At 72.1% G+C, this 23552-nt stretch carries 14 protein-coding genes; 7 read left to right on the top strand and 7 right to left on the bottom strand.

Translation table 11 applies throughout. The features are described from left to right. Positions 1–10: 10 nt before the first annotated feature. Positions 11–1906 carry a cation:proton antiporter gene (locus ACPEEZ_RS06240; RefSeq protein ID WP_423923851.1) on the bottom strand — a complete coding sequence of 632 codons (1896 nt, stop codon included), beginning with the start codon at positions 1904–1906 and terminating at the stop codon, positions 11–13. A 131-nt stretch (positions 1907–2037) separates the two neighbouring features. Between ACPEEZ_RS06240 and ACPEEZ_RS06235 the strand changes: the two genes are divergently transcribed. From ACPEEZ_RS06235 to ACPEEZ_RS06205, 7 genes are all read left to right on the top strand, one after another. Beyond that, complete coding sequence (locus ACPEEZ_RS06235) at positions 2038–3597, top strand: DUF3375 family protein (protein WP_423923849.1); 1560 nt, start codon at positions 2038–2040, stop codon at positions 3595–3597. Beyond that, entirely contained in the window at positions 3594–4472 is an 879-nt protein-coding gene (locus ACPEEZ_RS06230; RefSeq protein WP_423923847.1) for a DUF4194 domain-containing protein, read from the top strand. The genes ACPEEZ_RS06235 and ACPEEZ_RS06230 overlap by 4 nt, the downstream gene beginning before the upstream one ends. After that, entirely contained in the window at positions 4469–7984 is a 3516-nt protein-coding gene (locus ACPEEZ_RS06225) for an ATP-binding protein (RefSeq protein WP_423923845.1), read from the top strand. Before ACPEEZ_RS06230 ends, ACPEEZ_RS06225 begins: the two co-directional genes overlap by 4 nt. 264 nt (positions 7985–8248) lie before the next feature. After that, positions 8249–10918 carry an alpha/beta fold hydrolase gene (locus ACPEEZ_RS06220; RefSeq protein WP_423923843.1) on the top strand — a complete coding sequence of 890 codons (2670 nt, stop codon included), beginning with the start codon at positions 8249–8251 and terminating at the stop codon, positions 10916–10918. A gap of 496 nt (positions 10919–11414) precedes the next feature. After that, positions 11415–13886, top strand: coding sequence for a fibronectin type III domain-containing protein (locus ACPEEZ_RS06215; RefSeq protein ID WP_423923841.1), 2472 nt, complete (start codon positions 11415–11417; stop codon positions 13884–13886). Positions 13887–14049: 163 nt separating this feature from the next. Beyond that, a complete protein-coding gene (locus tag ACPEEZ_RS06210) occupies positions 14050–14571 on the top strand; it encodes a hypothetical protein (RefSeq protein WP_423923839.1) in 522 nt (173 codons plus the stop codon). A gap of 10 nt (positions 14572–14581) precedes the next feature. After that, positions 14582–15127, top strand: a complete 546-nt coding sequence (locus ACPEEZ_RS06205; RefSeq protein WP_423923837.1) for a dihydrofolate reductase family protein — start codon at positions 14582–14584, stop codon at positions 15125–15127. Between the two features lie 91 nt (positions 15128–15218). Here ACPEEZ_RS06205 and ACPEEZ_RS06200 read toward each other — a convergent pair whose 3' ends face one another. The 6 genes from ACPEEZ_RS06200 to ACPEEZ_RS06175 are packed head-to-tail and all read right to left on the bottom strand — an operon-like array spanning position 15219 to position 23520. After that, a complete protein-coding gene (locus tag ACPEEZ_RS06200) occupies positions 15219–15869 on the bottom strand; it encodes a TetR/AcrR family transcriptional regulator (protein WP_423923835.1) in 651 nt (216 codons plus the stop codon). Continuing rightward, positions 15866–17962 carry a CocE/NonD family hydrolase gene (locus ACPEEZ_RS06195; RefSeq protein WP_423923833.1) on the bottom strand — a complete coding sequence of 699 codons (2097 nt, stop codon included), beginning with the start codon at positions 17960–17962 and terminating at the stop codon, positions 15866–15868. The genes ACPEEZ_RS06200 and ACPEEZ_RS06195 overlap by 4 nt, the downstream gene beginning before the upstream one ends. Then, positions 17959–19746, bottom strand: a complete 1788-nt coding sequence (locus ACPEEZ_RS06190; RefSeq protein ID WP_423923831.1) for a dipeptide ABC transporter ATP-binding protein — start codon at positions 19744–19746, stop codon at positions 17959–17961. The genes ACPEEZ_RS06195 and ACPEEZ_RS06190 overlap by 4 nt, the downstream gene beginning before the upstream one ends. After that, complete coding sequence (locus ACPEEZ_RS06185) at positions 19743–20717, bottom strand: ABC transporter permease (protein WP_423923829.1); 975 nt, start codon at positions 20715–20717, stop codon at positions 19743–19745. Before ACPEEZ_RS06185 ends, ACPEEZ_RS06190 begins: the two co-directional genes overlap by 4 nt. Continuing rightward, positions 20714–21913, bottom strand: a complete 1200-nt coding sequence (locus tag ACPEEZ_RS06180) for an ABC transporter permease subunit (RefSeq protein WP_423923828.1) — start codon at positions 21911–21913, stop codon at positions 20714–20716. The genes ACPEEZ_RS06185 and ACPEEZ_RS06180 overlap by 4 nt, the downstream gene beginning before the upstream one ends. Further along, the gene (locus ACPEEZ_RS06175; protein WP_423923826.1) at positions 21910–23520 is read right to left on the bottom strand and encodes an ABC transporter substrate-binding protein; all 1611 of its coding nucleotides are present in this window, start codon (positions 23518–23520) and stop codon (positions 21910–21912) included. Before ACPEEZ_RS06175 ends, ACPEEZ_RS06180 begins: the two co-directional genes overlap by 4 nt. Between the last annotated feature and the right edge of the window lie 32 nt (positions 23521–23552).

Genomic DNA, 23552 nt, shown 5'->3' with positions numbered 1-23552 from the left:
GTCAGCGGCGTCAGTCGTCGGCGCCGCCGCGCATCTCGATGCCGATCTGGTCGGCGTCGAGCGACGCGAGCGCGTGGTTCAGCATCTCGCTGTCGAAGAGTCCGTCGTCGCGGGCGTCGAGCAGCACGGCCCGCTGCGCGGCGATCACCTCGAGGGCGTACTTCTTGTAGGCCGGTCGCGGGCCGTCCATGTCGGTCACCTCGCCGTCGGCAGGACTGCCCGTGGCGGGGCCCTCGGCGGACGAGCCGCCCGTGGCCGAGCTGCCCGTCACCGCGCCGCCCGTCGCCGCGGCCCGCACGGCCGACTCGCGGAACCGGGCCAGGTCGGCGGGCTGCTCGACGCTCTGCACGGCCTCGCGGAGCAGCGCGAACATGCGCGCCCGCTCCTCCTCCTGTTCGGCGGGGCCGGGGCCGGTCGAGGGCTTGACCCACGACACGAACCGCTTCAGCGTGCCGCCTTGCAGCAGCAGCGACGCCGCGGCGACCACGAACGCGATGAACACGAGCAGCGATCGCTGCGGGGTGTCGGCCGGCAGCGTCTGGGCGGCGGCGAGCGTGACCGCGCCGCGCATGCCGGCCCAGACGACGACGCTGCCGTCCCGCCAGGTCAGCGGAGCCGCCGCGAAGTAGTCGATGTCGGCGAGCACCCGGCGGATGCGTGTGCCGATCCGCTCGATCCGCCCCGCGGACGGCGCTCGGCGCCCCGCCCCCTCGACGGCGGCGCCGTCGACGGTCGTCCCCTCGACCGCCGCTCCCGCGACGGCCGCCTCGCCGGGAACGGTATCGCCGCCGGCCCCGCCACCCCGGCGGCCGCGCCGACCCGCGTTCTGCCGTCGCAGGCGCTCGGCGAACGCCTCGGGGTCGTCGAGCAGCTGCTGCATGTCGGTCAGCGACGACTTCATGCGGACGCCGCGAGCCCTCGTGGCCCGGAGCCAGGCCAGCAGCGGCAGCACGAACGCGGCCCGCACCACGACGGTCGCCACGAGCGCGGCGAGTGCCACGAGCACGGCGACCCCGATGTCGGCGTCGTCGTCGCCCATGCCCTCGATCAAGCCGAAGAGCTCGAGCCCCATGATCAGGAAGACGGCGCCCTCGAGCACGAGCTCGGCCGCTCGCCAGTTTTGCGAGTCCGACAGGCGCTGCTGCGGCGAGAGTCGTCGCGCCGAGCCGTGCCCGGTCACGAGGCCCGCCACGACGGCGGCGACGAGCCCCGAGGCGCCGACATGCTCGGCCGGCAGCGAGGCGATGAACGGCACGGTGAACGAGATGACCGTGGCCAGGGTCGGGTCGGTGATCCGTTGGCGGAGCAGCAGGTTCAGCACGCCGACGACGCCGCCGATTGCGACCGCGACCACGACGGCGAACGCGAAGTCGCCGAGCGCACCCCAGAGTGAGACGGAAGCGGCGGCCCCGGCGATCGCCGTCCGCAGCAGCACGAGGGCGGTCGCGTCGTTGAGCAGGCTCTCCCCCTCGAGGATCGACACGACGCGCGGCGAGACCCCGACCTTCTTGACGATCGACGTCGCGACGGCGTCGGTCGGGCTGACGATGGCACCGAGGGCGATGCTCCACCACAGCCCGAGCCCGGGGATCAGCCACCAGAACAGCAGCCCGACCAGCACCGAACTGATCACGACGAGCGCGACGGAGAGCCCGCCGATGGCGCCGAACTCGCGTCGGAAGTTCGTGGACGGCATCGACACCGACGCCGAGTACAGCAACGGCGGCAGCACGCCGGCCAAGATCCACTCCGGCTCGATCTCGATCACGGGCACGAACGGGAGCAGGCTGACGCCGATGCCGGCCACGACGAGGAGGAGCGGCGCGGCGACCCCGAGCCGGTTGCCGACGAGCGACGCCGCGGCGATGGCGAGCACGCCCAGCACGACGATGACGATGATGTCCATGAGGCTCCGCTCGAGGTCGGTGGACTGATATACCGACCACTGTATCGGCGGGCCGACGAGGGCCGGTCCGGGCGGTGACGGCCCGCGCGCGAGGAGTTGGTATCGTCGGTGCCGACTGTCGGGAGAACTGCGTGCTGAACCATCCGTCGGGGCCGGATGGCGCCCTCAACCGGGACGACCTGCTCGACGTGTACGAGAACGACCCGACCTGGGCGCTCCTCCGCAGCTACAACAGCCGCTGGATGCTGCCGTTGTTCTCCCAGCACCTCGAGACGGCCGACGGCCCGGTGTCGGCCGACTGGTTCCACCAGCGGGTCGCCGAGGCCCTCGTCCAGAACGACATCGACGCCGAGCAGGGCCCCGCCGACTACTGCCGCGGCTGGGTCGACAGCCGATGGCTGGTCCGCACCCGCGCCTCCGGAGCGGACAGCCGGCCTCAGTACCGCCTGTCGCCCCAGGCGCTCACGGCACTGCGCATCGTCCGCGAGCTCGTCGAGCGCGACAACGCGGTCTCCGAGGCCCGGCTCGGCAGCATCGCGCACGCCGTGCACCAGCTCGCCGCGCTCGCCGACCCCAGCGCAGACTCGCAGATCGCGCGGATCGACGAGCAGATCGCCGAGCTCGAGCGACGTCGCTCCGAGATCGAGGTGTTCGGCACCGAGCCGGTCTCACCCGACTCGCTCACGCGACAGGTGCGCGAGGTCGTACGGCTGACGGCGTCGTTGCCGGCCGACTTCCGGCAGCTGAGCTCGATGGTCGAGCAGCGGCACCGCGAGGTGGCCCGACGCGCGTCCGTCGAGCACGTCGGCAAGGGCGCGCTCGTCGAGCAGTACCTGCGCGAGAACGACCTGCTCGAACAGACGCCCGAGGGTCGTGCCTACCGCGGGTTCGCGCAGATGCTCTCGTCGCGCGAGATCGACGCCATGCGGGCCGACATCGAGCAGATCCTCGCGCAGCCGGGGGCCGCCGAACACCTGACGGACGGCCAGCGCGTGCAGCTCGAGTCGCTCATCTCGTCCCTGCTCGCCGAGGAGCAGACCGTGCAAGAGACGTATGGCCGCTGGACGTCGTCGCTGCGCCGGTTCCTGACCCGGTCGAGCGCCGAGAAGCACCAGCGGCTGCTCACGCTCGCCGAACGAGCCCTGCACGCCGGCGGCGTCTGGGCCGAGCGGCGCCCGGGGCACGTCATGATGCCCGAGACGGATCACGGCGACGTGCTCGGCATCGGCTCCGTGGACGTCGTCGACGTGTCGCAACTGCAGGTCTGGGCCGACCGCGGCCGGGAGGCGGTCGACGTCCGCGTCGCCGCGGGCGACACCGCCCTGCCCGACGCCGATCGGGCCGCCCTGCGGCTCACCGCCGGCACGAGCACCGCCGCAGTTCGCGGCACGATCGACCGCCTGCTGCTCGAGCGCGAGACGGTCACGAGCGTCGACGTGTACGAGGCGACCGAACCGGCCTTCCGTCGGCTCGGTCTCGTGCTGAGCATGCTCGACCTGGCCCTCGACGACGGCCTCGTCTCGGACGAGACCGAGACGGTCGTCCTGACGAGCGAAGGAGGCACGGCTCGCGAGGTCACGCTCCCCCGCCTCGTCTTCTCGCGCGACTCGGCGCCACCCGACCCTGTCGCCGCCACCGCCATCGACTCGCTTTCCGCCCCCGCACCCCAGCCCGAGAGGGGCACCCTATGACGCCCGCCACGCCGACCGACGCGACCTCCGGCCGTCACGCGGCCACCGCCTCCTCGGCCACCGCTTCCTCGGCCACCGCTTCCTCGGCCACCGCTTCCTCGGCTGTCGCCGACCCCTTCGAGGCGGACGGCGAGGCGACGCCGGCCGGTGACGAGTTCCCGCTGGCGGCCCGGAAGGCCCTCGTCACGCTGCTCACGCACCGCTTCGTGTCGCGCTCGCGACAGGGCGAGGCGTGGTCGGCACTGCTGACCTACGAGCCCGAGATCCGAGCGCGGCTGGCCGAGATGTTCCTCGTGCTGATCGTCGACCGCGAGCACGAGGTCGCGTTCAAGCGCCAGAGCGGCGAGGACGACGTGCCGATCCTGTTGCGTCGCGAGAAGCCGATGTCGCGGGACGCCTCGCTCCTGCTCGTGTTCTTGCGCCGCGAGCACGCTTACGCGGACGCCCAGGACGAGGCCGTCGTCGTCACGCGCGACCAGGTCGCCGAGTTCCTGAGCCGGTACCACGACGACGTCGGCCAGGACGAGGTGCGCTCGATGCGCCGCGTCGACGCCGCGATCACGGCGATGGTCAACCGCGACCTGCTCGAGCCCGAGTCGGACGACCCGCAGCTGTTCACGGTCGCACCGGCGATCGTGCCCCTCGTCACGGCCGACCAGCTGGCGCACCTCGAGGCGGTCTTCCTCACCGCGGCCGGCGAGGACACGGCGATCGCCGACGAGGACGAGGGGCCCGAGTCGGACGTCGACGTCGAGTCGGACACCGAGGCCGACACCGAGACCGCGCTCGAGCCCGACTCCGAGTCCGACACCGAGCCCGACCCCGCGCTCGACGTGCCCCTCGACGGCACCGACCCCGAAGGCACCCCCGCATGACGATCGCCGACCAGACCACGCCGCGCCCCGGCGACGCCGACGCCGGCGCCCCCACCGACCTCGACGACGCCCTCCTCCCCGACGACGGCATGTTCCATTCGGGGCAGTACCGGATCGAGCTCGTCCAGCTGCTCAACTGGGGCAGCTACAGCGGTCTGCACCGGATGCCGGTCGGCCGCGGCGGCATCGCGATCCTCGGGCCGACCGGTCGGGGCAAGTCGACGGTGCTCGACGCGATGGCCGCCGTCATCATGCCGAACCCGCAGGAGTTCAACCGGGCCGCCCGCGACGACTCCCGCAACCGCTCGGAGCGCACGGTCTACAGCTACGCGCGGGGCAAGACCGACGAGGTGCGCGACGCGGCGAGCGACCGCACGACGACGCGGTTCCTCCGTCCGCTCGGCGAGGCGTTCCCGAGCGGTGCGGCGATCACGTGGAGCACCGAGCTCGGTCAGACCCTCACGGCCGTCCGCCTGGCCTGGATCGGCCCCGACACCGCGAGCCAGGACGAGGTCACGCAGTCGAGCGTGTACGTGCTCGTGCGCGGCCGGTTCGACCTCAGCCGGCTCAACGACCTCAAGCGCGACCCGTCGAGCACGAGCCCGCTGACGAAGGCGTCGCTCGGCCGCCTGCTCGACCCCGTCCGCGACCTCGTCACGTACTCGCAGCCCGAGCTCCGCGTGCAGCTCTGCGGCGAGCTCGGCATCGGCGGCAGCGACGAGTCGCAGCTGAAGGCGTTGACGCTGCTGCGGCGCGCCCAGGCGTCCAAGGGCGTGTTCTCGATCGACGAGCTGTTCAAGCAGTTCGTCCTGACCCAGCCGAAGGCGCTGTCCCGCTGGGAGACCACGCTGTCGACCTACCGCGAGGCGTCCGCGCTCTACGACGTGTTCGAGACGACCCGCAAGAAGCTCGAGATCCTGCACGACGTGCCCGCCCTGGCCGAGACGTACGAGACCGCCGGGGCCGACGCCTCGGGCAAGCGGCGCCTCCTCGTGTCCGGCGAGACGGGGTCGACGGGTGCCGGCGCGACCGATCAGCCGAGCCGGCTGCGCGTCTGGCTGGCCGAGAAGATCGGCAGCTGGGCGAGTGTCGAGGTCGACCGGGTCACCGCCGAGAAGCGCGAACACGTCGAGACGAGGAGGCGCGCTGCGGCGGACGAGGCGGCCGCGCTCCGCGCCCACGACCTCACCCAGTCGCAGATCGCCGATCTCGGCGGCGACCCCTCGCTGTCGATCCGCGAGCACGTCGCGAACGCCGAGCAGACGCTCGCCCGCGTCGACCGCGATCGTCGACGCCTCGCGACGAGTCTCGCCACGGTCGGTGTCGAGGCCCCCGAGACGGAGGACGACCTGATCGGCCTGCGGCGTCGGGCCGACTCCCTCGCCGCCGACGAGCAGGCCGCCCAGCGCGAACAGGCCGACGAGCGCGCCGCGATCGGGGCCCGCATCACCGAGACGAAGCGCAGCCTCGCGACCCGCGAGCAGCAGAAGCAGTCGTTCGAGCAGCGGCGCAGCAACGTCCCCGACGACGCGATCGAGCGACGTCGCCGGATCGCCGAGGGCGCCGGCGTCCCCGTCACGGCCCTCCCCTACGCCGGTGAGCTGTTCGAGGTGCTGCCCCAGCATCGCGAGTGGTCCGTCGCGATCGAGCGCTCCGTCGGCGATCTCGCCATGCACCTCCTCGTCGATCGTGACGACTTCTCGGCCGTCCGCCGCTTCGTCAACGACAACGACATGCGGGGCCGGATCACGCTCGTCCCGTCGACGACCGGCGTCGCGCCCAGCCGCGAGCCGATCGCGCGGACCGTCCCGTCGATGCTGCGTTTCGACGAGTCGAGCCCCTTCGCCGGCTGGCTGAGCGACGAGCTCGTCGCCGACCGCAGCGTGCTCTGCGTCGACGACGCCGACGAGCTCGACGCCCCGATGCCGAACGGCGTGCGCGGTGCGGTGACGCGCTCAGGGCTCCGCTCGGGTTCGCGTCAGCGCGTGGTGAAGGACGACCGCCGCACCCGCTCCTGGATCGGGCTCGACAACGCCGCGCGCATCGCCGAGCTGACCGACGAGATCGCCGGGCTCGAGGGCGAGCTCGCCCGGGCCCGTGCGGCGTGGGACGAGTCCGAGGCCGCGTCCACCTCGCGACGGGAGCTGCTCGACGCCCTGCGCCGCGCCTCCGACGTCGACTGGGCCGACATCGACCGCGCGCCGGCCGAAGCCGCCGTGGCCGACCTCCGTGGTCAACTCGACCGTCTCGCCGTCGAGCGGCCCGAGATCGCCACCCTGCAGGCCGAGGCGAAGCAGCACGACGAGGCGCGACTCGCGGCCGTGCGTCGCGGAGCCGAGGTGCAGCAGCACCTCGACCGTCTCGACACCGAGCACGCGCTGCTCGTGGACATCGAGGACGCCTTCAGCGACGCCCTCGCCGTCGCCGAGAGCGAGCCGCTGACGGCCGACGAGCGCGCCCTGCTGGCGCCGCTGCCGTTCGCCGCTCCGCGCGAGGTGGCCGACGTCGACCGCGCCTACCGCGATGCGGCCGGACAGCTGCGGTCGCAGGTCGACGCGCACGAGCGTGAGCGGTCGCAGGCCGAGCACGTCCTTGAGCTGACGTTCGAGCGCTATCTCGAGCTCGACCGCTCCGCGGGCATCGACGCCACGATCGACAGCCTGCCCGCCGTGCTGGCGATCCATCGCTCGCTCGTCGACGACGACCTGCCACACGCCAAGCAGGACTGGCTCGCCAAGGCCGGCACCGACATGGGCGACAGTCTGCGGGCGCTGCTCGTGCAGATCGAGGAGGACGGCCACGTCATCCGCCGCGGGGTCCGTCCGATCTCGGAGGCGCTGCGGGCCATCGAGTTCCGCCAGGGGTCGACGCTCGACATCGAGCCACGCCCGATGCCGAACGGCGACCTGCACGAGTTCAAGCGCACCCTGCGCGAGCACACGTCGAACACCGCCGCCCCGGAGGCGCGGGACACGGCCGAGATCGAGCGGAGCTTCCTCCGCCTGCGCCGTGACCTCGCCCACCTGGAGGAGCGCTCGCGAGCGGGCGAGGCGTGGCGCCGCCGCGTGCTCGACGCCCGCGAGCACTATCAGTTCCGCGCGATCGAGACCCGTCAGGACGGCACGCAGATCGTGCACGAGGGCGTCGCCGGCAAGTCGGGCGGCGAGGGGCAGGAGCTGATCGCGTTCGTGCTCGGCGCCGCTCTGCGCTTCCGGCTCGGCGACGGCACCGACCGGGTGCCGACGTATGCGCCGATCGTGCTCGACGAGGGCTTCGTCAAGGCCGACAACGAGTACACCGGCCGCTCGCTGGCCGCGCTGACGTCTCTCGGCTTCCAGCTCGTCGTCGGGGCTCCGCGCGACAAGGTGAACGCGTTCGAACAGCACGTCGAGAGCGTCGCGTACATCTCGAGCGACCCGTCGAACCCCGAGCTCTCGCGCATCTACCCCCTGACGATCCGCGAGGCGATCGAGGTGGAGCGAACCGGTCTCGACCCGGCACTGCTGCCCTGAACCCACGGCAGCCCTGCTGCCGCTGAACCGACGGAAGCCCTGGGCGCGCTCGGCGAAAGCCCTGCGCGCTCTGGTCAAGCCGGGCGAGGGGGGCTATTCTCGGCACGTCGGTCGCCTTACCCTCGACCGACGTTCGAGCAGAGTCGTCGCCCACCCCGCGACCGCTGACCCGAGCGCTCGCTCCCTCGCCCCACCGCTCCCTGCACCACCGGCCCGCCTCCCCGACGGGCCGACCCCGTTCCCTACCCGAAGGGATCGCCGCGCATGCCCGAATCACGCGTCGACGTCATCGATCTGCTCGCCTCGCCCACCGTCCCCGGACCGATCGCGTCCGTTCTCGACCAGTTCGCGAACGTCGTGCGGGCCGTGCCCGACACGGTCGCCGTCTCGGACGAACACGGTGCGCTCACGTACGCCGAGCTCGACCGGCTGACCACCGCGCTCGTGCCGGTGCTCGACCGGGAGCTGCCGCCCGGCGACTCCCCCGTCGGCGCGTTCGTGAGTCACGACCGCAAGGCCGTCGTGCTCGCCGTCGCGGTGATGAAGTCCGGTCGGCCGCTCGTGATCCTCGACCAGCACCTGCCCGCGGCCCGGCTCGCCCACATCGTCGAGATCGGCGGCCTGCGCGGCATCATCACCGATCGCCGCATCGACCGCGAGGCGGGTGCCCCCGCCGAGCTGATCGACACGGGCGCCGAGCTGTTGTCCTGGCACGACCTCGAGTCGCAGGCGACGGCCCTGAGCGACGCCGAGGTGGAGGCGGTCGACCTCGGTCGTGTCGCCGCGCAGCCCGGGTCGCAGATGACATTCGTCGTCTTCACGTCCGGGTCGACGGGCAAGCCGAAGGGCGTGATCGTGACGCACGATCAGATGATGAACGACATGGTGCACATGCTCGAGCACTTCGACGTGAGCACCGGCGACCGCAACGCCGTCGTGTCGCCGTTGAGCTTCGCGGCCGGCATCTTCTTCTGCTGGGCGAGTCTCTGCATCGGCGCGACCGTGCACGTCTACGACCCGCGCGAGCACCCGATCGGCGAGTTCGTGAGCACCATCCGCGAGCACGGCCTCACCGGCATGCTCTGCACGCCGTACCTCGTCCGCGCCCTGTCGGCGGCGCTGGCCCCCGGCGAGGTGCTCGACACCCTGCGCTCGGTCACGACCGTCGGCGAGGCGATCATGGGTCAGGACGTCCGCACCCTGCTCGGTCACCTGCCGCCGACCGCGTCGTTCTTCAACGGCACCGGGTCGAGCGAGATCGGCGGCTTCGCGGCGCACCGCATCCGCTCCGGCGAGGTCGTACCCGACGGCGTCGTGCCCGCCGGCAAGCCGGGTACCAACAAGGAGGTGCGGCTCGTCGACGAGAACGGAGCCCCGGTCGCGCAGGGCGAGACCGGCGAGATCCTCGTCGTGTCCGACTACATGTCGCCCGGCTACCTCAACGACGAGGTACAGACCGCGATGCGCTTCGGACGCGACGCCGACGGACGGCCGACCGTGCACCAGGGCGACCTCGGGCGGTTCGACGAGAACGGCGACCTCGTGCTGCTCGGTCGTGCCGACTCCGCCGTCAAGGTGCGCGGCTACCTCGTCGAGCCCGGCGAGATCGAGGGCGCGTTGCTCACGATGACGGACGTGACCGAGGCCGTCGTGATCCCGCTCGTCGCGCCTCCGGCCGCCACGACGCTCGTGGCCTACGTCGTCGCGGACGCGCGTCTCCGTCCGCCGTCGCCGGCCGAGCTGCGACGGCGTCTGCGCGCGGTGCTGCCCGAGTACATGGTGCCGGCGCACATCGTGCAGCTCGCGGCGCTGCCGATCAACGAGCGCGGCAAGATCGATCGGCAGCAGCTGCCGCCGGTGGCTGCGCGGACGCCGGTCGACGAGGAGCAGGACGTCCGCCAGCAGGTCATGGCCGGCATCTGGGGCGAGACCCTCGGGCTGACCGACGTCGCCCTCGACGACGACTTCATGGCTCTCGGCGGCGACTCGCTCACGGCCGAGGAGATGCTCGCGGCCGTCCACGACCGGTTCGACGTCGACCTGCCGTCGACGCAGCTGCTCGAGTATCCGACGCTGCGCGAGTTCACCGAACGGGTCACGACGTCGACGAAGGCGCTGCCGAGTCACCCCGACGTCGTGACGCTGCGCTCGGGCGGGACCGGCACCCCGGTGTTCGCGTTCGCCGGAGCGGGAGCCCTCGCGCTGACCTTCCTGCCCCTGTCGCGCCACATCGAGAACCGGTCCGTGTACGCGTTCCAGGCCCACGGGCTGGAGCAACGCGCCTGGCCCGACTGGAGTGTTGAGGCGGCCGCACGCCGGTACATCGAGATCATCCGCGTGATCCAGCCGAAGGGGCCGTACCTGCTCGTCGGGCACTCGTTCGGTGGGCTCGTCGCGCTCGAGATCGCCGACCAGCTCGTCGCCGGCGGGCAGGAGGTCGAGCTCGTCACGCTGCTGGACACATTCCTGCCACGCAGTGCCGAAGAGATGCCACAGCTGGAATTCGCGAAGCTCGCACCGCGCGCACCGTCGGCCGCGCCGTCACCCCTGGCGCGGGTCGCCGGTGGGATCGCCGGTGTCGTGCGCAAGCCGGTCGAGCGGCTGCTGCCCGACGGGCTCCCGGCGGTCGGGCAACTCGGCGAGCGCGTGCGTGCCCGGATGGCCGGCGTGATCCCGTTCGACGGACAGCGTCAGTTCGACGCGTTCTTCGACCACGCGACGTTGGCGGGCCGTAAGTACCGGATCAAGCCGTACGCCGGTCGCGTACTGTTCCTGTTCGCCGAGGGCAACCCCGATGGAGCCGACGCCTGGCGCCGCCTCGTCACCGGCCGCATCGACTTCGTCGAGATCGCCGCGGAGCACTCGTCCGTGCTCCGCGAGCCGCACGCGACCGAGCTCGCCGCCATCCTCACGAAGGCGTTCGAGACCCCCTAGCACTCCGCGCCTCCTCCCGCTCCTCCTCCCCCTCCTCCTCCTCCTCCTCCCAACGATGTGACCCGTCCGGTGCATGTCGAGCCCCGACACCCACCCGACGGGTCACATCGTTCAGAAGCCCCCAACGAAGTGACCCTTCGGGTGCATGTTCCGCCCGAACACCCACCCGACGGGTCACATCGTTCAGAAGCCCCCAACGAAGTGACCCTTCGGGTGCATGTTCCGCCCGAACACCCACTCGACGGGTCACTTCGTTTGGAGCGGGCGTGCGGGGAGTGCGCTCCTCCCCGTCCTGCGGTTCGAACCACATCAGCCGATTCGCAAACACGTCCCCCTCGACGGTGGCGCGCGGCGCCGGCCCGCGATCCGAGCGCCGCGCCCCGCGTCACCACACCGTCGCCCGCACGACACCTGTCGGCCACCTCCGACTGATCGGATACCGGGGGCCCGCGCCGCCACCCTGGCGCAGTCCCTCGACGATCACGAAGGATCCCGCATGACCTCCACCTCCACAGCCCCCTCGCGCGTGCGCCGACATGCGCGCGCCGTCGCCGCCCTCGCGGCGGCGACCGTCACCATCGCCGTCGTCGGTGCGACGAGCACGGCGACCCGGGCGACCGCCGCCGACACCGCGCCGCTCCTGACCACCGAGTCGACCTCGTGGTCGTACCTCGAGACCGGCGACGACCCCGCCGCCGGCAACACCGACCGCCTCAGCTGGACCACAGCCGACTACGACGACTCGGCCTGGAAGAACGCCCAGGGCTCGTTCGGCGCCAAGGGCGGCAAGGCCACCGGCATGGGCGGCGGCTACGTCGTCGACACGCTGCTGCAGCAGTACCTGCCGAGCGGCGCCGACGTCCCCACCTACTTCTTCCGCACCTCCGTCGACGTGACCGCGGCCCAGATCGCGAGCTGGAAGTCGCTCACGGCCGACGTCGTCTACGACGACGCCCTGATCGTCTACGTCAACGGCACCAAGGTCGCCGGATTCGAGGACTCCCGCGTCACCGGCAACGTCGGCTACGCGGGCGACGGCGGCGGCGACCCCGACCGCTCGACGTTCTCGGTCGACACCGCGCTGCTCACGCCGGGCACGAACACGATCTCGGTCGCGCTGCACCAGGACCGCGCGACGAGCTCCGACATCTACTTCGACTTCCTGTCGCTCATGCCCGTCGCCGCGACCACGACGGCGACGATCAGCGACGTCTTCCTCAACATCGGGGCCGACGAATCGCAGCGCGCCGTGTCGTGGTACTCCGACTCGACGAGCGACGAGGAGGCGCAGGTCGCGCCGACCGCGGACGTGACGGGCGGCGTCTTCCCGGCCACCGCCTCCTCGATCCCCTCCACGACGGGCGTCGCCACCGACGGCCAGAATTGGCACCACGCGACGCTGACCGGGCTCGTCCCCTCGACGTCCTACAGCTACCGCGTCGGCAGCGCGACCGACGGCTGGTCGCCCACCTACACGTTCGCGACGCAGGCCGCGGGCGACTACGGGTTCCTCTTCATCGGCGACGCGCAGATCGGTGCCGGCGAGACCGTCGCCGACACGGCCGGCTGGGTGAAGACGATGCAGACCGCCTCGGATGCCTTCCCCGACACGAGCTTCGTCCTGAGCGCGGGCGACCAGGTCAACACCGCGTCGAACGAGGTCCAGTACGACGGGTTCCTCGCGCCGTCGCAGACGAAGAGCCTGCCGTTCGCCACGAACATCGGCAACCACGACGTCGCGAGCCTCGCCTACGAGCAGCACTTCGCCATGCCGAACGTCGACCCGACGGCCGGCAAGCCCGACGCCAACCGCGCCGGCGGCGACTACTGGTTCATCTACAATGACACGCTGTACATCTCGTTCAACTCGAACGACCGCAACGACGCCGGGCACGCCGCCTACGCCGAGAAGGTCATCGCCGAACACGGCGCCGAGGCGACCTGGACGATCGTGACCTTCCACCACTCGGTGTACAGCGTCGCGTCGCACGCGACCGACAGCGACATCATCACGCGTCGCGCGGAGCTGCCTCCCGTCATGAGCGCGCTCGACGTCGACCTGGTGCTGATGGGCCACGACCACGTCTACGTCCGCAGCTACCTGATGAGCGGCACGAAGCCGGTCGACGGCGACGAGCCCGTCGGCGACACCGTCACCCCCGAGGGCGACGAGGTGCTCTACGTCACCGCGAACTCGTCGAGCGGCAGCAAGTTCTACGACATCCAGCCGATGGACTTCGACTTCTCGGCCGTGCAGAACCAGGAGTACACGCCGAACTTCACCAACATCCAGGTGACGGACGACTCCATCGGCATGACCACCTACCGCTCGAAGGACATTAGCGTCGTCGACGCGGTCACGCTGAAGCGCCCCGCGGTGCCGACCGACCCGACCGACCCGCCGGTCGACCCGACCGACCCGCCGGTCGACCCGACCGACCCGCCCGTCGACCCGGGTGCCGGCGACCCGACGCCCGTGCCGCTGTCCGACCTGACGGAGGCGACGCACACGCTCGTCATCACGAAGATCGACGAGGCCGAGGGCCTGATCACGGCGACCGTGCCGCGCGAGCTCCGCGGTGCCGCGCTCGACTGGTTCGTGCACTCCGAGCCCGTCTACCTCGGCGACGACCCGAGCGACGACGACGGCGTGATCACGCTGCGCCTGCCGAGCGGACTCGGCGCCGGGACGCACACCCTCGTCGGCCAGACCGACGCGGGTGCCGCGACCTGGGCGACGTTCGAGCTGACGGCCGTCTCCGACCCGATCCCCGTCGACCCGAACGCCCCCGGAGCCGGGGCAGCCGGTGGCACGGGCAGCACGGGAGGCACCGCCTCGGGTGCCGGCACCACGGGTTCGCTCGCCTTCACGGGCAGTGACCTCGTGCTGCCGCTCGGCTCGGCCGCTGCCCTGGCGCTGCTCGCCGGCCTCGTGTTGATGCTGCGAGCACGTCGCCGTCGCGCCTGACGCACAGCCCCACGAACGCCGCCGCATCGGGTCTCGCGATGCGGCGGCGTTCGTCGTCCGGGAGGACGCCAGACTGCGTCTCCGGGATGATGCATCGGAACCGAGCGCCCGCCTAGGCTCGTCACATGCTTCACATCACATATTTCCGGTCCGGACTCCTCGCATGACCGTCGCTCGGCGGCACCGACCGAAGACGCTCCTCGCCGTCCTCCCGCTGACCACGGCTCTCGCGGGGGCTGCCGCCGTCGTCTTCGTCCCCGTCGGGATACTGCTCCTCGCCTCGATCGTGACACTCTCGCCGCGTGGTTTGCCCTTCCTCGTGATGCTCCTGCCCTGGCTGCTGATCGGGGCCGTCGTCACGGCCGCGTTCGGCCCCGCCGCGGGGGCACTGGCCGGTCTGCCCGACTGGCTGCTCCGTCGGCGGGCCGAGCCGCGCCTCCTGGGGGCCGTCTCGGCCGTCGTCGTCCTCACCGCCGTCGTCTCGGGTGGCTGGGTCCTCGTCTCGACCACCGTCCTGGACTCGCTCCTGCCCCTCCCGCTCGGCATCCAGGTTCCGCTCGTCACGGTCGGCTCGGCGGTGCTGACGACCGTCGTCGTGGTCGCGTCCAAGCGGCGCACGCAGCCCGACGCCCCGGCAGCCCGCGCCGAGCCCGAACAGCCAGCAGGCGCCGCGCCCGCTGAGTAGCGTCGCCCGCATGCGGAAGCTGACCTACTCCATCAACGTCACACTCGACGGGTGCATCGACCACCGCGAGGGCACACCCGACGCCGAGACGCACCACCAGGCGACCGAGGCTCTCGCGGACGCCGACGGACTCGTGCTCGGCCGGGTCACCTACGAGCTGATGGAAGGCGCGTGGCGACCGCCGCTGCCGCAGGTCTACCCCGAGTGGATGGTGCCGTTCGCGTGCGTCATCGACCGCATCCCCAAGTACGTCGCCTCGACCACGCTCGAGCGCGTCGACTGGAACGCCGAGTTGCTCGGCGGCGACGTCGTCGACGCGGTGCGCGAGCTCAAGGGCCGGGCCGGGGGTGGCCTCCGACTCGGCGGCTCCGACCTCGCGACGACCCTGGCCTCGGCGGGGCTGATCGACGAGTACGAGTTCGTCGTGCACCCCCGCGTCGCCGGTCACGGCCCGTACCTGCTCGCCGGGCTGCACCCCCGCCTCGACCTCGAGCTCGTCTCCCGGCGCGAGTTCGAGTCGGGCGCCGTCGCGTCGGTGTACCGACCGCGCGGCTGACGCCGACCGGACCTCGTTCTGGCCGAAGAACCTCGCTACACCGAGGTTCGTTGGCCGGAACGAGGTCCGCAGCGAGCCGAGGAGGCACGGGTCACCCCGAGAAGGAGGCGCCCGTCTCGTGCTCGAGAAAGGTCCACATCCACTGCAGCGCCCGCGCCGGCGTGAGACCGGGGGCCTTCTGCGCGAGCTGTGTCGCGAGGCCGTCGCTGTACGCGGCGAGCTGCAAGGCGAGGGCCGACGGGTCGGCGGTCGTGAACTGCCCCGACGCGACACCGCGGCGCAGGGCACGGGTCAGGCATGCCTCCCACACGCGGATGCGCTCGACGTACTCGGCCGCCACGGCGGGTTTGCGGGCCACGGCGGTCCAGTAGTCGGACCAGAGCCTCCAGTGCTCGTCGGTCGCGTCCGTGTCGGCGAACAGCGGCTCGACGAGCATCCGGACGCCGACGACGGCGTCGGGCTCGGCGTCGACGGCCTCGATGATCGACGCGTAGAACCGCGCCGTCTCGAGGACGACGACCTCGTTCAGGATCTCGGCGACACTCGCGAAGTGATACGTGACCGTGCCGATCGAGACCCCGGCCTCGACCGCGATGTCGCGCAGCCGCGTCGCCCCGAGTCCCTCGCGCACGATGACGGCGCGGGCGGCCTCGACGATGAGCGCCCGCCGCTCGGCCGGCTTGCGACGGCGACCGGCCGGCGCGGCCGGCGCGGCCGGTACCGCCTCGACCTCGGCGCTCATGCCGACGTCCGCGGCACGGACTCGTCGAACGTGCGCTCGGCGACCCGGACGACCTCGGCGTCGGGTCCCCCGTCCCGCGCCCAGGCGACGACCGTGTTCTCGATGCGATACGCGTCCGCCGACGCCGTCACGCGCGACGTCGTCTCGAGCCAGGCCCGCCAGGTCGGCTTCTCAAGGCCGATCGCCCAGCGCGACTCCGCGACGGCCGACAGGGGGTCGCCGTCGACGATGCGGTACGTCTCGCGACTGTCCTCCGTGAAGACGAGGCCGTCGGGGTATTCGCGTCCGCCGCCGTAGCCGGGGTCGACGTCGAGCACCCACTCGCCCGTCTCGACGTCGTGCGTGATGCTGCGCTGCGGTCGGTCCGATGCGGGCAACCTCGTGATCGCGAGGGGCTCGGCCCGCTCGGGTGCCTCGAAGACGACGCCGTCGTCGGTCGGCGAGACGTCGCGGCCGCGCGTCCAGACCGGCAGCGTCACGCCGCTGCGCTCGGGCGCGATGGTCAGCGTCGCCTCCACGGGATGCGGCCAGACCCACGGCCAGTAGGCCGACGAGACGGCCACCCGGAGGCGGTGGCCGGCCGGGAAGGAATGCCCGGTCGAGACCAACTCGACGCGCACGGTCTGCTCGACCCGCGCCTCCATCGGGTCGTCGGCGAGGTGTCGGCCGTTGCGCTTCGCGAGGTTCAGCACCCCTCGGGTGACGAGGGTCGAGCTGCCGTCGGGGGCGACGTCGCAGAGGCGCACGATCACGGTGCCGTGCGGCACGTCACTCGAGACCGCGAGGTCGACGACGACGCGGCCGAGCACGTCGAGCGGGGCACCCGGCTCGCCCGACCCGCCGACGGGCAGGTCGAAGCAGACCGAGCGGCCGTCCTCGGCGCGCTGGTCGGGCGGCAGGTCGGTGGCGTTGCCGAACGGGAAGAACCGCCCGGCGTCGAGGCCGGTGCTCTGCGGCGAGCGCACGACGACGTCGCCGTCCCCGCCTCCGCGCAGGGTGTGGAGCGGCACGGTGCGCGCCTCGGTCTCGGGGGCCGGCCATGCCGATGCGGCGACCCAGCGGCCCGTGCGCTCGGCGTAGTACGTCGCGGGCGGCTCGGAGTCGTTGATCCAGGCGCGCAGGGCCGGCTCCGCGTCGACGCCCGTCGGGATGTCGCGCAGCCAGTGGTCCCACCATCGGAGGGTCTCCTGCAAGAATCCGATGCCCGGGCCCGGTGCGAGACCGCGGTCGGGGTACTGGTGCGACCACGGGCCGATGATGCCCTTGACCGGCGCGTCGAGGTTCTCGACCAGGCGCAGCACGGCGTCGCGATACGGGTCGGCCCAGCCACCGACGGCCAGCACCGCGGCGGTGATGCTCGAGTAGTCCTCGCAGACGCTGCCGTGCCGCCAGTAGTCGTCGCGCTCCTGGTGCGAGAGCCAGGTCGTCGTCATCGGGCGGTTGTGCTCGAGGCGTTCGCGCCAGCGGGCGACCCAGTCGGCGCCGACGACCTCGGGGCGCGGCGGTCGGCTGTTGAACGCGAACATCGTGCCGCCCCAGGACGCCATGTCGATGCCGAGCACGGCGCCGCCGATGTAATGCACGTCGTTGTCGTAGCGGTCGTCGGTCGAGCAGACGGTCACGATCGCCTTGAGCGCGGCGGGCGCCCGACCCGCGAGCTGCAGGGCGTTGAAGCCGCCCCACGAGATGCCGAAGGCACCGATGGCTCCGGTCGACCACGGCTGGGCGGCGAGCCACTCGATCAGGGCGATGCCGTCCGTGAGCTCCTGCTCGGAGTACTCGTCGTCGAACAGCCCGTCCGACGAGCCGGTACCGCGGATGTCGACCCGCACCGAGGCGTAGCCCCGCGCGGCGTACCAGGGGTGCCGCTCGCTGTCGCGCGGGGCCGTCCAGTCGTCGAGCCGGTACGGCAGGTACTCGAGCAGGACGGGCACGGGCGCCGTGGTCTCGGGTGCCCAGATGCGCGCGTGCAGGCGCGTGCCGTCGGGCAGCGGCACCCATTCGTCGCGGACCGTCACCTCGAACCGGGCGTCGAAGCGGCGGTCGGCGCGGGCGTCGGTGCGGCGGTCGGCGCCGCGGTCGGTCGTCGTCACAGGGCCTCCCAGCGTTTCGTGCGGTGTCCGTCGCCATGCTCGTCCCAGCCGTCGACGTCGCGCCAGCGCGGTGCGGCGTCGCCGACCCCGGGCAGCTCGGTCGTGCCGGGGTCGAGGGTCGCGTCGAGCAGCGTGCGCGTGTACGGGTGGTTCGGCCCGGCGAAGACGCGGTCGGCGGGGCCGATCTCGACGATCCGGCCGCCGGTCATGACGGCCACCCGGTCGGCGACGCCGCGCACGACGGCGAGGTCGTGGCTGATGAAGAGGCAGCTCAGCCCCTTCTCGTCGCGGAGTCCGGTGAGCAGGTCGAGCACGTCGGCCTGCACGCGGACGTCGAGCGCGGTCGTGATCTCGTCGGCGATGATCAGATCGGGTCCCGCGGCCAGCGCGCGGGCGATGCCGACCCGCTGGCGTTGCCCGCCCGAGAGCTGGGCCGGCAGGCGCGACGCGAACTCCGGCGGCAGTCCGACCTCGACCAGCAGCTCGGCGACGCGCTGCGGCGACGACGACCCCGTGAACAACTTCAGCGGCCGGGCGATGGCCGCGCCGACCGTGCGGCGGGGGTTGAGCGATGTGTCCGCGTTCTGGAACACGAGCTGGATCGACCGCCGCAGGGCCGCCGTCCGCCCGGCGACCGGGCGGGTCAGATCGCTCGTGACGCCGTCGGAGCCGGTGAACGCGAACGTGCCCGACTCGGCGGGGATCAGCCCGGCGAGCGCCGTGGCCAGCGTGGACTTGCCGCTGCCCGACTCCCCCACCACGGCGAGGGTCTCGCGCGGAGCGATGTCGAACGAGATGCCGTCGACGGCGGCGGGCAGCCCTCGGCCGTAGCGGACGACGAGGTCGTGCGCGGACACGATCGGGGCCGGCTCGGGCGGTGACACGGAAGGCGAGTCCACGAGAGTCGACGCGGTGACACCGGCGTCGGACTCCCCGGCGGACCCCTCGACCCGCACCCGCGGGATGCTCGCGAGCAGCTCGCGGGTGTACTCGTGCTCCGGGGCGGCGAAGAGCCGCTCGGTCGTCGCGTACTCGACGATGCGTCCGTCGTGCATGACGGCGATGTCGTCGGCCATGGTCGAGACGACACCCATGTCGTGGCTCACCAACACGATGGCCATCCCGAGCTCGACGGCGAGGTCGCGGATCAGTTCGAGCACCGCCGACTGCGTGACGACGTCGAGGGCGGTGGTCGGTTCGTCGAGCACGAGCAGCTTCGGTTTCGCGGCGATGGCCATGGCGATCGCGATGCGCTGCTGCTGGCCGCCCGACAACTGGTGCGGGTAGCGACGGACGATGGTCTCGGGGTCGGGCAGCCGCACGTGCCGGATCAGCTCCAGCACGCGCTCGTGTCCGCCCGGCAGTCCGTGGCTCTCGAGGGCTTCCCGCAGTTGTCGACCGACGCGCATCGACGGGGTGAGCGCCTGCCCGGCGTTCTGGGCGACGAGGGCCGCCGTGCCACCGCGCAGAGCCCGGGTCGCGCGCTCGTCGAGCGCGAAGACGTCGTCGCCGGCCACGTGCACGCTGCCGCCGACGATGCGGGAGCCGCGCCGCAGGTGAGCGAGCAGCGTCCGGGCGACGGTCGACTTGCCGCTGCCGCTCTCGCCGACGAGGCCGAGGGCCCGACCGGCGCGCACCGAGAGGCTGACACCTCGCACGACGGGCACCTCCCGTCGACCGGCCGAATACGAGATCGACAGGTCGTCGATCCGCACCACGATGTCACCGGCGGTGTCGTCGACGACACGACCCGCGCCTCCTTCGGTGTCCAGACGAGCGCTCACGAGGCCGCCCCTTTCTGCGCGCGGTCGACGCCCAGCGACTTGCTGAGTCCGTCCGCGCTGAGGTTGAGGCCGATCACGAGCGTGGCGAGCGCGATGACGGGCGCGAGCGTCGCCATCGGCACGACGGTGAGGGCGGTGCGGTTCTCCTGCACCATGAGCCCCCAGTCGGGCGTCGGCGGATTGGCCCCGAAGCCCAGGAACGACAGCGTCGAGATGAGCAGGACGATCCAGGAGGCGCGCATCGCGTACTCGACGAGCACCACGTCGGTCACGTTCGGCAGGATCTCGCGGAAGACGATGCTGAGCGACTTCTCGCCGCGGGCGCGGGCGGCCGTGACGTAGTCCTGCGTGATGACGGTGCGCGCGGCTCCGCGCACGACGCGGGTGACGGCCGGCGCGTAGATCACGGTGACGGCGAGCACGATCACCCAGAGCCCCGAGTCGAACACGGTCACGACGACGAGCAGCGCCAGGATCGACGGCACGCTGAGCAGCGCGTCGACGATGCGCATGACGACCTCGTCGAACCAGTTGTCGGCGTACGCCGTGACGCAACCGAGCACCGTGCCGATGCCGACCGCGATCGTCGTCGCCAAGAACGTCACGACGAGGGCGTAGCGACCGCCGTTGAGGGTGCGCGACAGGATGTCGCGGCCGTACTGGTCGGTGCCGAGCCAGTGCGCCCAGCTCGACCCGGTGAGGGCCGCGGTCGAATCGGTGGCGACCGGGTCGTGACCCGAGATGACGGGGGCGAGCAGCGCCAGCACGATGTGCAGCGCGATGAGGCCGAGCCCGATGCTGAGGGCCGAGGAGGCGCTGAGACCGCTGGTCAGGCCCGTCGCCGCGGTGCGCAGTCGCCGCGGCCAGCCGCCCGGGGTCTGCGGGCCCGCGGGCTGCCCGGGCGAGGCGACCCGTGCCTCCTCGTGGTCGGTGCCGGGCCGGCCGCCGTGCCCCGTGTCCGTCGTGCTCATGAGCGGGCCTTCCGTCGGGTGCGCAGTCTCGGGTCGAGCGCGAGGGCGATGAGGTCGGCGGCGAGGTTGCAGACGACGTAGACGAGCGCGCTGACGACGGCGATCGCCTGGATCGTGGGCAGGTCGCGGTTGAACACCGACTCGAGCATGAGCTTGCCCATGCCCGGGTAGTTGAAGACGTTCTCGACGACCACGACGCCCCCGAGCAGCCAGGCGACGTTGAGCGCCACGACGTTGAGCGTCGGCAGCAGCGCGCTCGGCACGGCGTGACGCCACACGACCTGCCGCGTCGACAGCCCCTTCAGCTCGGCCGTCGTGACGAACTCGCTCGCCATCACGTCGATGGTCGACGAGCGCGCCGTCCGCACGATGTACGCGGCCATGGCGAGGGTCAGCACGATGACCGGCAACCAGATGCTCGGCAGCAGCTCGGCCACCGTCGCGCTGTCGCCGCGCAGCACCACGGCCGGGAAGACGGGGATCGCGATCGCGAACAGCAGCACGAGGATCGTCGCCACCATGAACTCGGGCACGCTCATCACGACGAGGCTGATCAGCGAGATCGCGTGATCGCTCGGGCGACCGCGACGCACACCGGCGATGACGCCCAGGGTCAGCGACAGGGTGACGCCGACGATCATCGCGGGCAACGCGATCAGCATGCTGTTGCGGAACGCGATCAGCAGGTCGGGCCCGACGGGGGCGCCGCTGACGAGTGAGACACCGAAGTCGCCGTGACTCGCTCCGAGCAGCCACTGGCCGTAGCGCACCCAGACGTTCTGGTCGAGGCCGAGCGTCCCTCGGAGCGTCTCCAGCGCCTCCGGCGTGGCGTCCTGGCCCAGCAGCTGCTGGGCGACGTCGCCGGGTAGCGCCTGCACCGCGAAGAACACGAAGAACGAGGCGAGCAGCACCGTCAGCAGCGCCGTGCCGACGCGACGCGCGACGACGACGAGCGTGCCGCCGAGAGCCGAGGAGGCGCGGGTCGGCGAGGCACCGGACGGCCCGGCCCCCGGCAGATCGCGGTCCAGGGCGCGCGTGGCGGCGCGGCCGCGCTCGGCGGGCGACCGCAGCGTCGGCGCGGTCGTGCCCGCGGGTGCCGAGGTGCCGGCGGGCGCGGGCGCGGGTGTGCCGGCGTGAGCGGGTGCGCCGGCCGAGGCGGGCGTGCCGTTCGTGGGGGTGCCGTCCGTCGTGCTCATGCGCGCAGTCCGATCTGGAGGTAGTCGAACTCGAAGCCGTACTCGCGGTAGTTGACGACCTGGCGCGAGAGGCCGACGAGGCGGTCGCCGAACATCGGGGTCATGTCGGCCGAGTCCTCGACGACGATGCGCTGGGCGTCCTGGTACAGCGTGCGACGCTTGTCGTCGTTCATCTCGGCGCGGGCGTCGTCGAGCAGTCCGTCGAAGGTGAGGTTCGACCAGGCGCTCTCGTTGTACGACGAGCCGGTCCGGAAGATCTGGTTCAGCAGCTGGTCGATCGGGCGGCCCGTGAACCAGTAGCTCACCATGAGCGGCTTCTGCATCCAGATCTGCGTGTAGTACGAGTCGGACGACGCGTTGCGCACCGTCAGGTCGATGCCCGCGTCCTTGAGCGCGTCGCGGTAGGCGACGGCCATGGGGGTGAAGACCGACTCGTAGCTCGACGTGTAGATCTCGGTGCGGAGGCCCTCGCGCCCGGCCTGGGCGAGCAGGGCGCGCGCCTTGTCGGGGTCGTACTCGCGCTGGTCGTCGAGCCAGACCGCCTGCGATGGCGGCACGGGGTTGTCCCAGCCCGGCGACCCGGTGCCCTGCAGCGCGGTGGCGACGATGGCCGTCGGGTCGTAGGCGAGCTTCATCGCCTGGCGCACGAGCGGGTCGCTGAACTCGGCGCTCGTGGCGAGCATCGGGATCGTGTACCACTGCGCGTCGGGCGCGCGGGCGACGGTGGCGCTGCTCGACGCGCTCACGACCTGCGCGGTCGCGAAGTCGAGGTTGGTCTGGCTGATCAGGTCGATCTGACCGGCGAGCAGGGCGTTGACGCGGGCCGTCGTGTCCTGGATCGAATAGAAGTCGATGCCGTCGAGCACCGGGCGTCCGGCGAAGTGGTCGTCGAAGGCCTCGACGCTGCCGGTGCCGGCGGGCTCGAAGCTGCTGAGCCGGAACGGCCCCGTCCCGATGCCCGTGCGCCCGATGCCACCGCCCTGACCCGGGTCGGCGCTGCCCTCGGGGATGACGTAGCACTGGTACGCCGTCAGCAGCGACGGGAACTCGGCGTTCGGGGTGAGCAGGTCGATGCGCAACGTGAGCGGATCGGGGGCGCTCATGCCGCCGGGGCCGATCATGGCGGCCAGCACCTCGCCCTGGGGCGACGCGGTGTCGGGGTCGAGGATGTGGTCGATCGAGTAGATCGCATCGGCGGCGGTGAAGCGGCGTCCGTCGTGGAACCGCACGCCGTCGCGCAGCCGGAACGTCCACACCGTCCCGTCGGCGTTGGCCGACCAGTCCGAGGCGAGGTCGGGCACGGTGACGCCCTTGTCGTCGAGCTTGACGAGGCGGTTGTAGAGGGCGCCGAGGTATTCGTAGGCCGAGAGCGAGCTCGCGGAGTCGAGGGTCTCGGCGGCGCTGGCGGCCGGGCGGGCGATGCGCAGGCGGCCACCGCGGGCGGCGGTGCCCGTGGCGGCGACCTCGGGGATGGTCGGCGTGCTGCGCGCGGGAGTGCACCCGGCGAGGGTCAGCAGGCCCAGGCCGGCGAGGCCGGCCGCGCCGGCCAGCACCGTGCGGCGGGACGGGCTGCGGGGCGGGCCCGAGTCGGGGACGATCGGTGTCATGCGGGGATGGCCTTCCGTTTATCGTTCCGGTG

It is taken from the genome of Frigoribacterium sp. 2-23, assembly GCF_049601585.1.
Taxonomy (GTDB): domain Bacteria; phylum Actinomycetota; class Actinomycetes; order Actinomycetales; family Microbacteriaceae; genus Frigoribacterium.
This window is presented reverse-complemented; position numbering and strand designations above follow the sequence as displayed.

Excerpts from the sequence above, each read along its gene's own strand:
- ACPEEZ_RS06240 (WP_423923851.1), bottom strand. The coding sequence starts at position 1,906 with ATGGACATCATCGTCATCGTCGTGCTGGGCGTGCTCGCCATCGCCGCG.
- ACPEEZ_RS06230 (WP_423923847.1), top strand. The coding sequence starts at position 3,594 with ATGACGCCCGCCACGCCGACCGACGCGACCTCCGGCCGTCACGCGGCC.
- ACPEEZ_RS06225 (WP_423923845.1), top strand. The coding sequence starts at position 4,469 with ATGACGATCGCCGACCAGACCACGCCGCGCCCCGGCGACGCCGACGCC.
- ACPEEZ_RS06220 (WP_423923843.1), top strand. The coding sequence starts at position 8,249 with ATGCCCGAATCACGCGTCGACGTCATCGATCTGCTCGCCTCGCCCACC.
- ACPEEZ_RS06215 (WP_423923841.1), top strand. The coding sequence starts at position 11,415 with ATGACCTCCACCTCCACAGCCCCCTCGCGCGTGCGCCGACATGCGCGC.
- ACPEEZ_RS06210 (WP_423923839.1), top strand. The coding sequence starts at position 14,050 with ATGACCGTCGCTCGGCGGCACCGACCGAAGACGCTCCTCGCCGTCCTC.
- ACPEEZ_RS06205 (WP_423923837.1), top strand. The coding sequence starts at position 14,582 with ATGCGGAAGCTGACCTACTCCATCAACGTCACACTCGACGGGTGCATC.
- ACPEEZ_RS06200 (WP_423923835.1), bottom strand. The coding sequence starts at position 15,869 with ATGAGCGCCGAGGTCGAGGCGGTACCGGCCGCGCCGGCCGCGCCGGCC.
- ACPEEZ_RS06185 (WP_423923829.1), bottom strand. The coding sequence starts at position 20,717 with ATGAGCACGACGGACACGGGGCACGGCGGCCGGCCCGGCACCGACCAC.
- ACPEEZ_RS06180 (WP_423923828.1), bottom strand. The coding sequence starts at position 21,913 with ATGAGCACGACGGACGGCACCCCCACGAACGGCACGCCCGCCTCGGCC.
- ACPEEZ_RS06175 (WP_423923826.1), bottom strand. The coding sequence starts at position 23,520 with ATGACACCGATCGTCCCCGACTCGGGCCCGCCCCGCAGCCCGTCCCGC.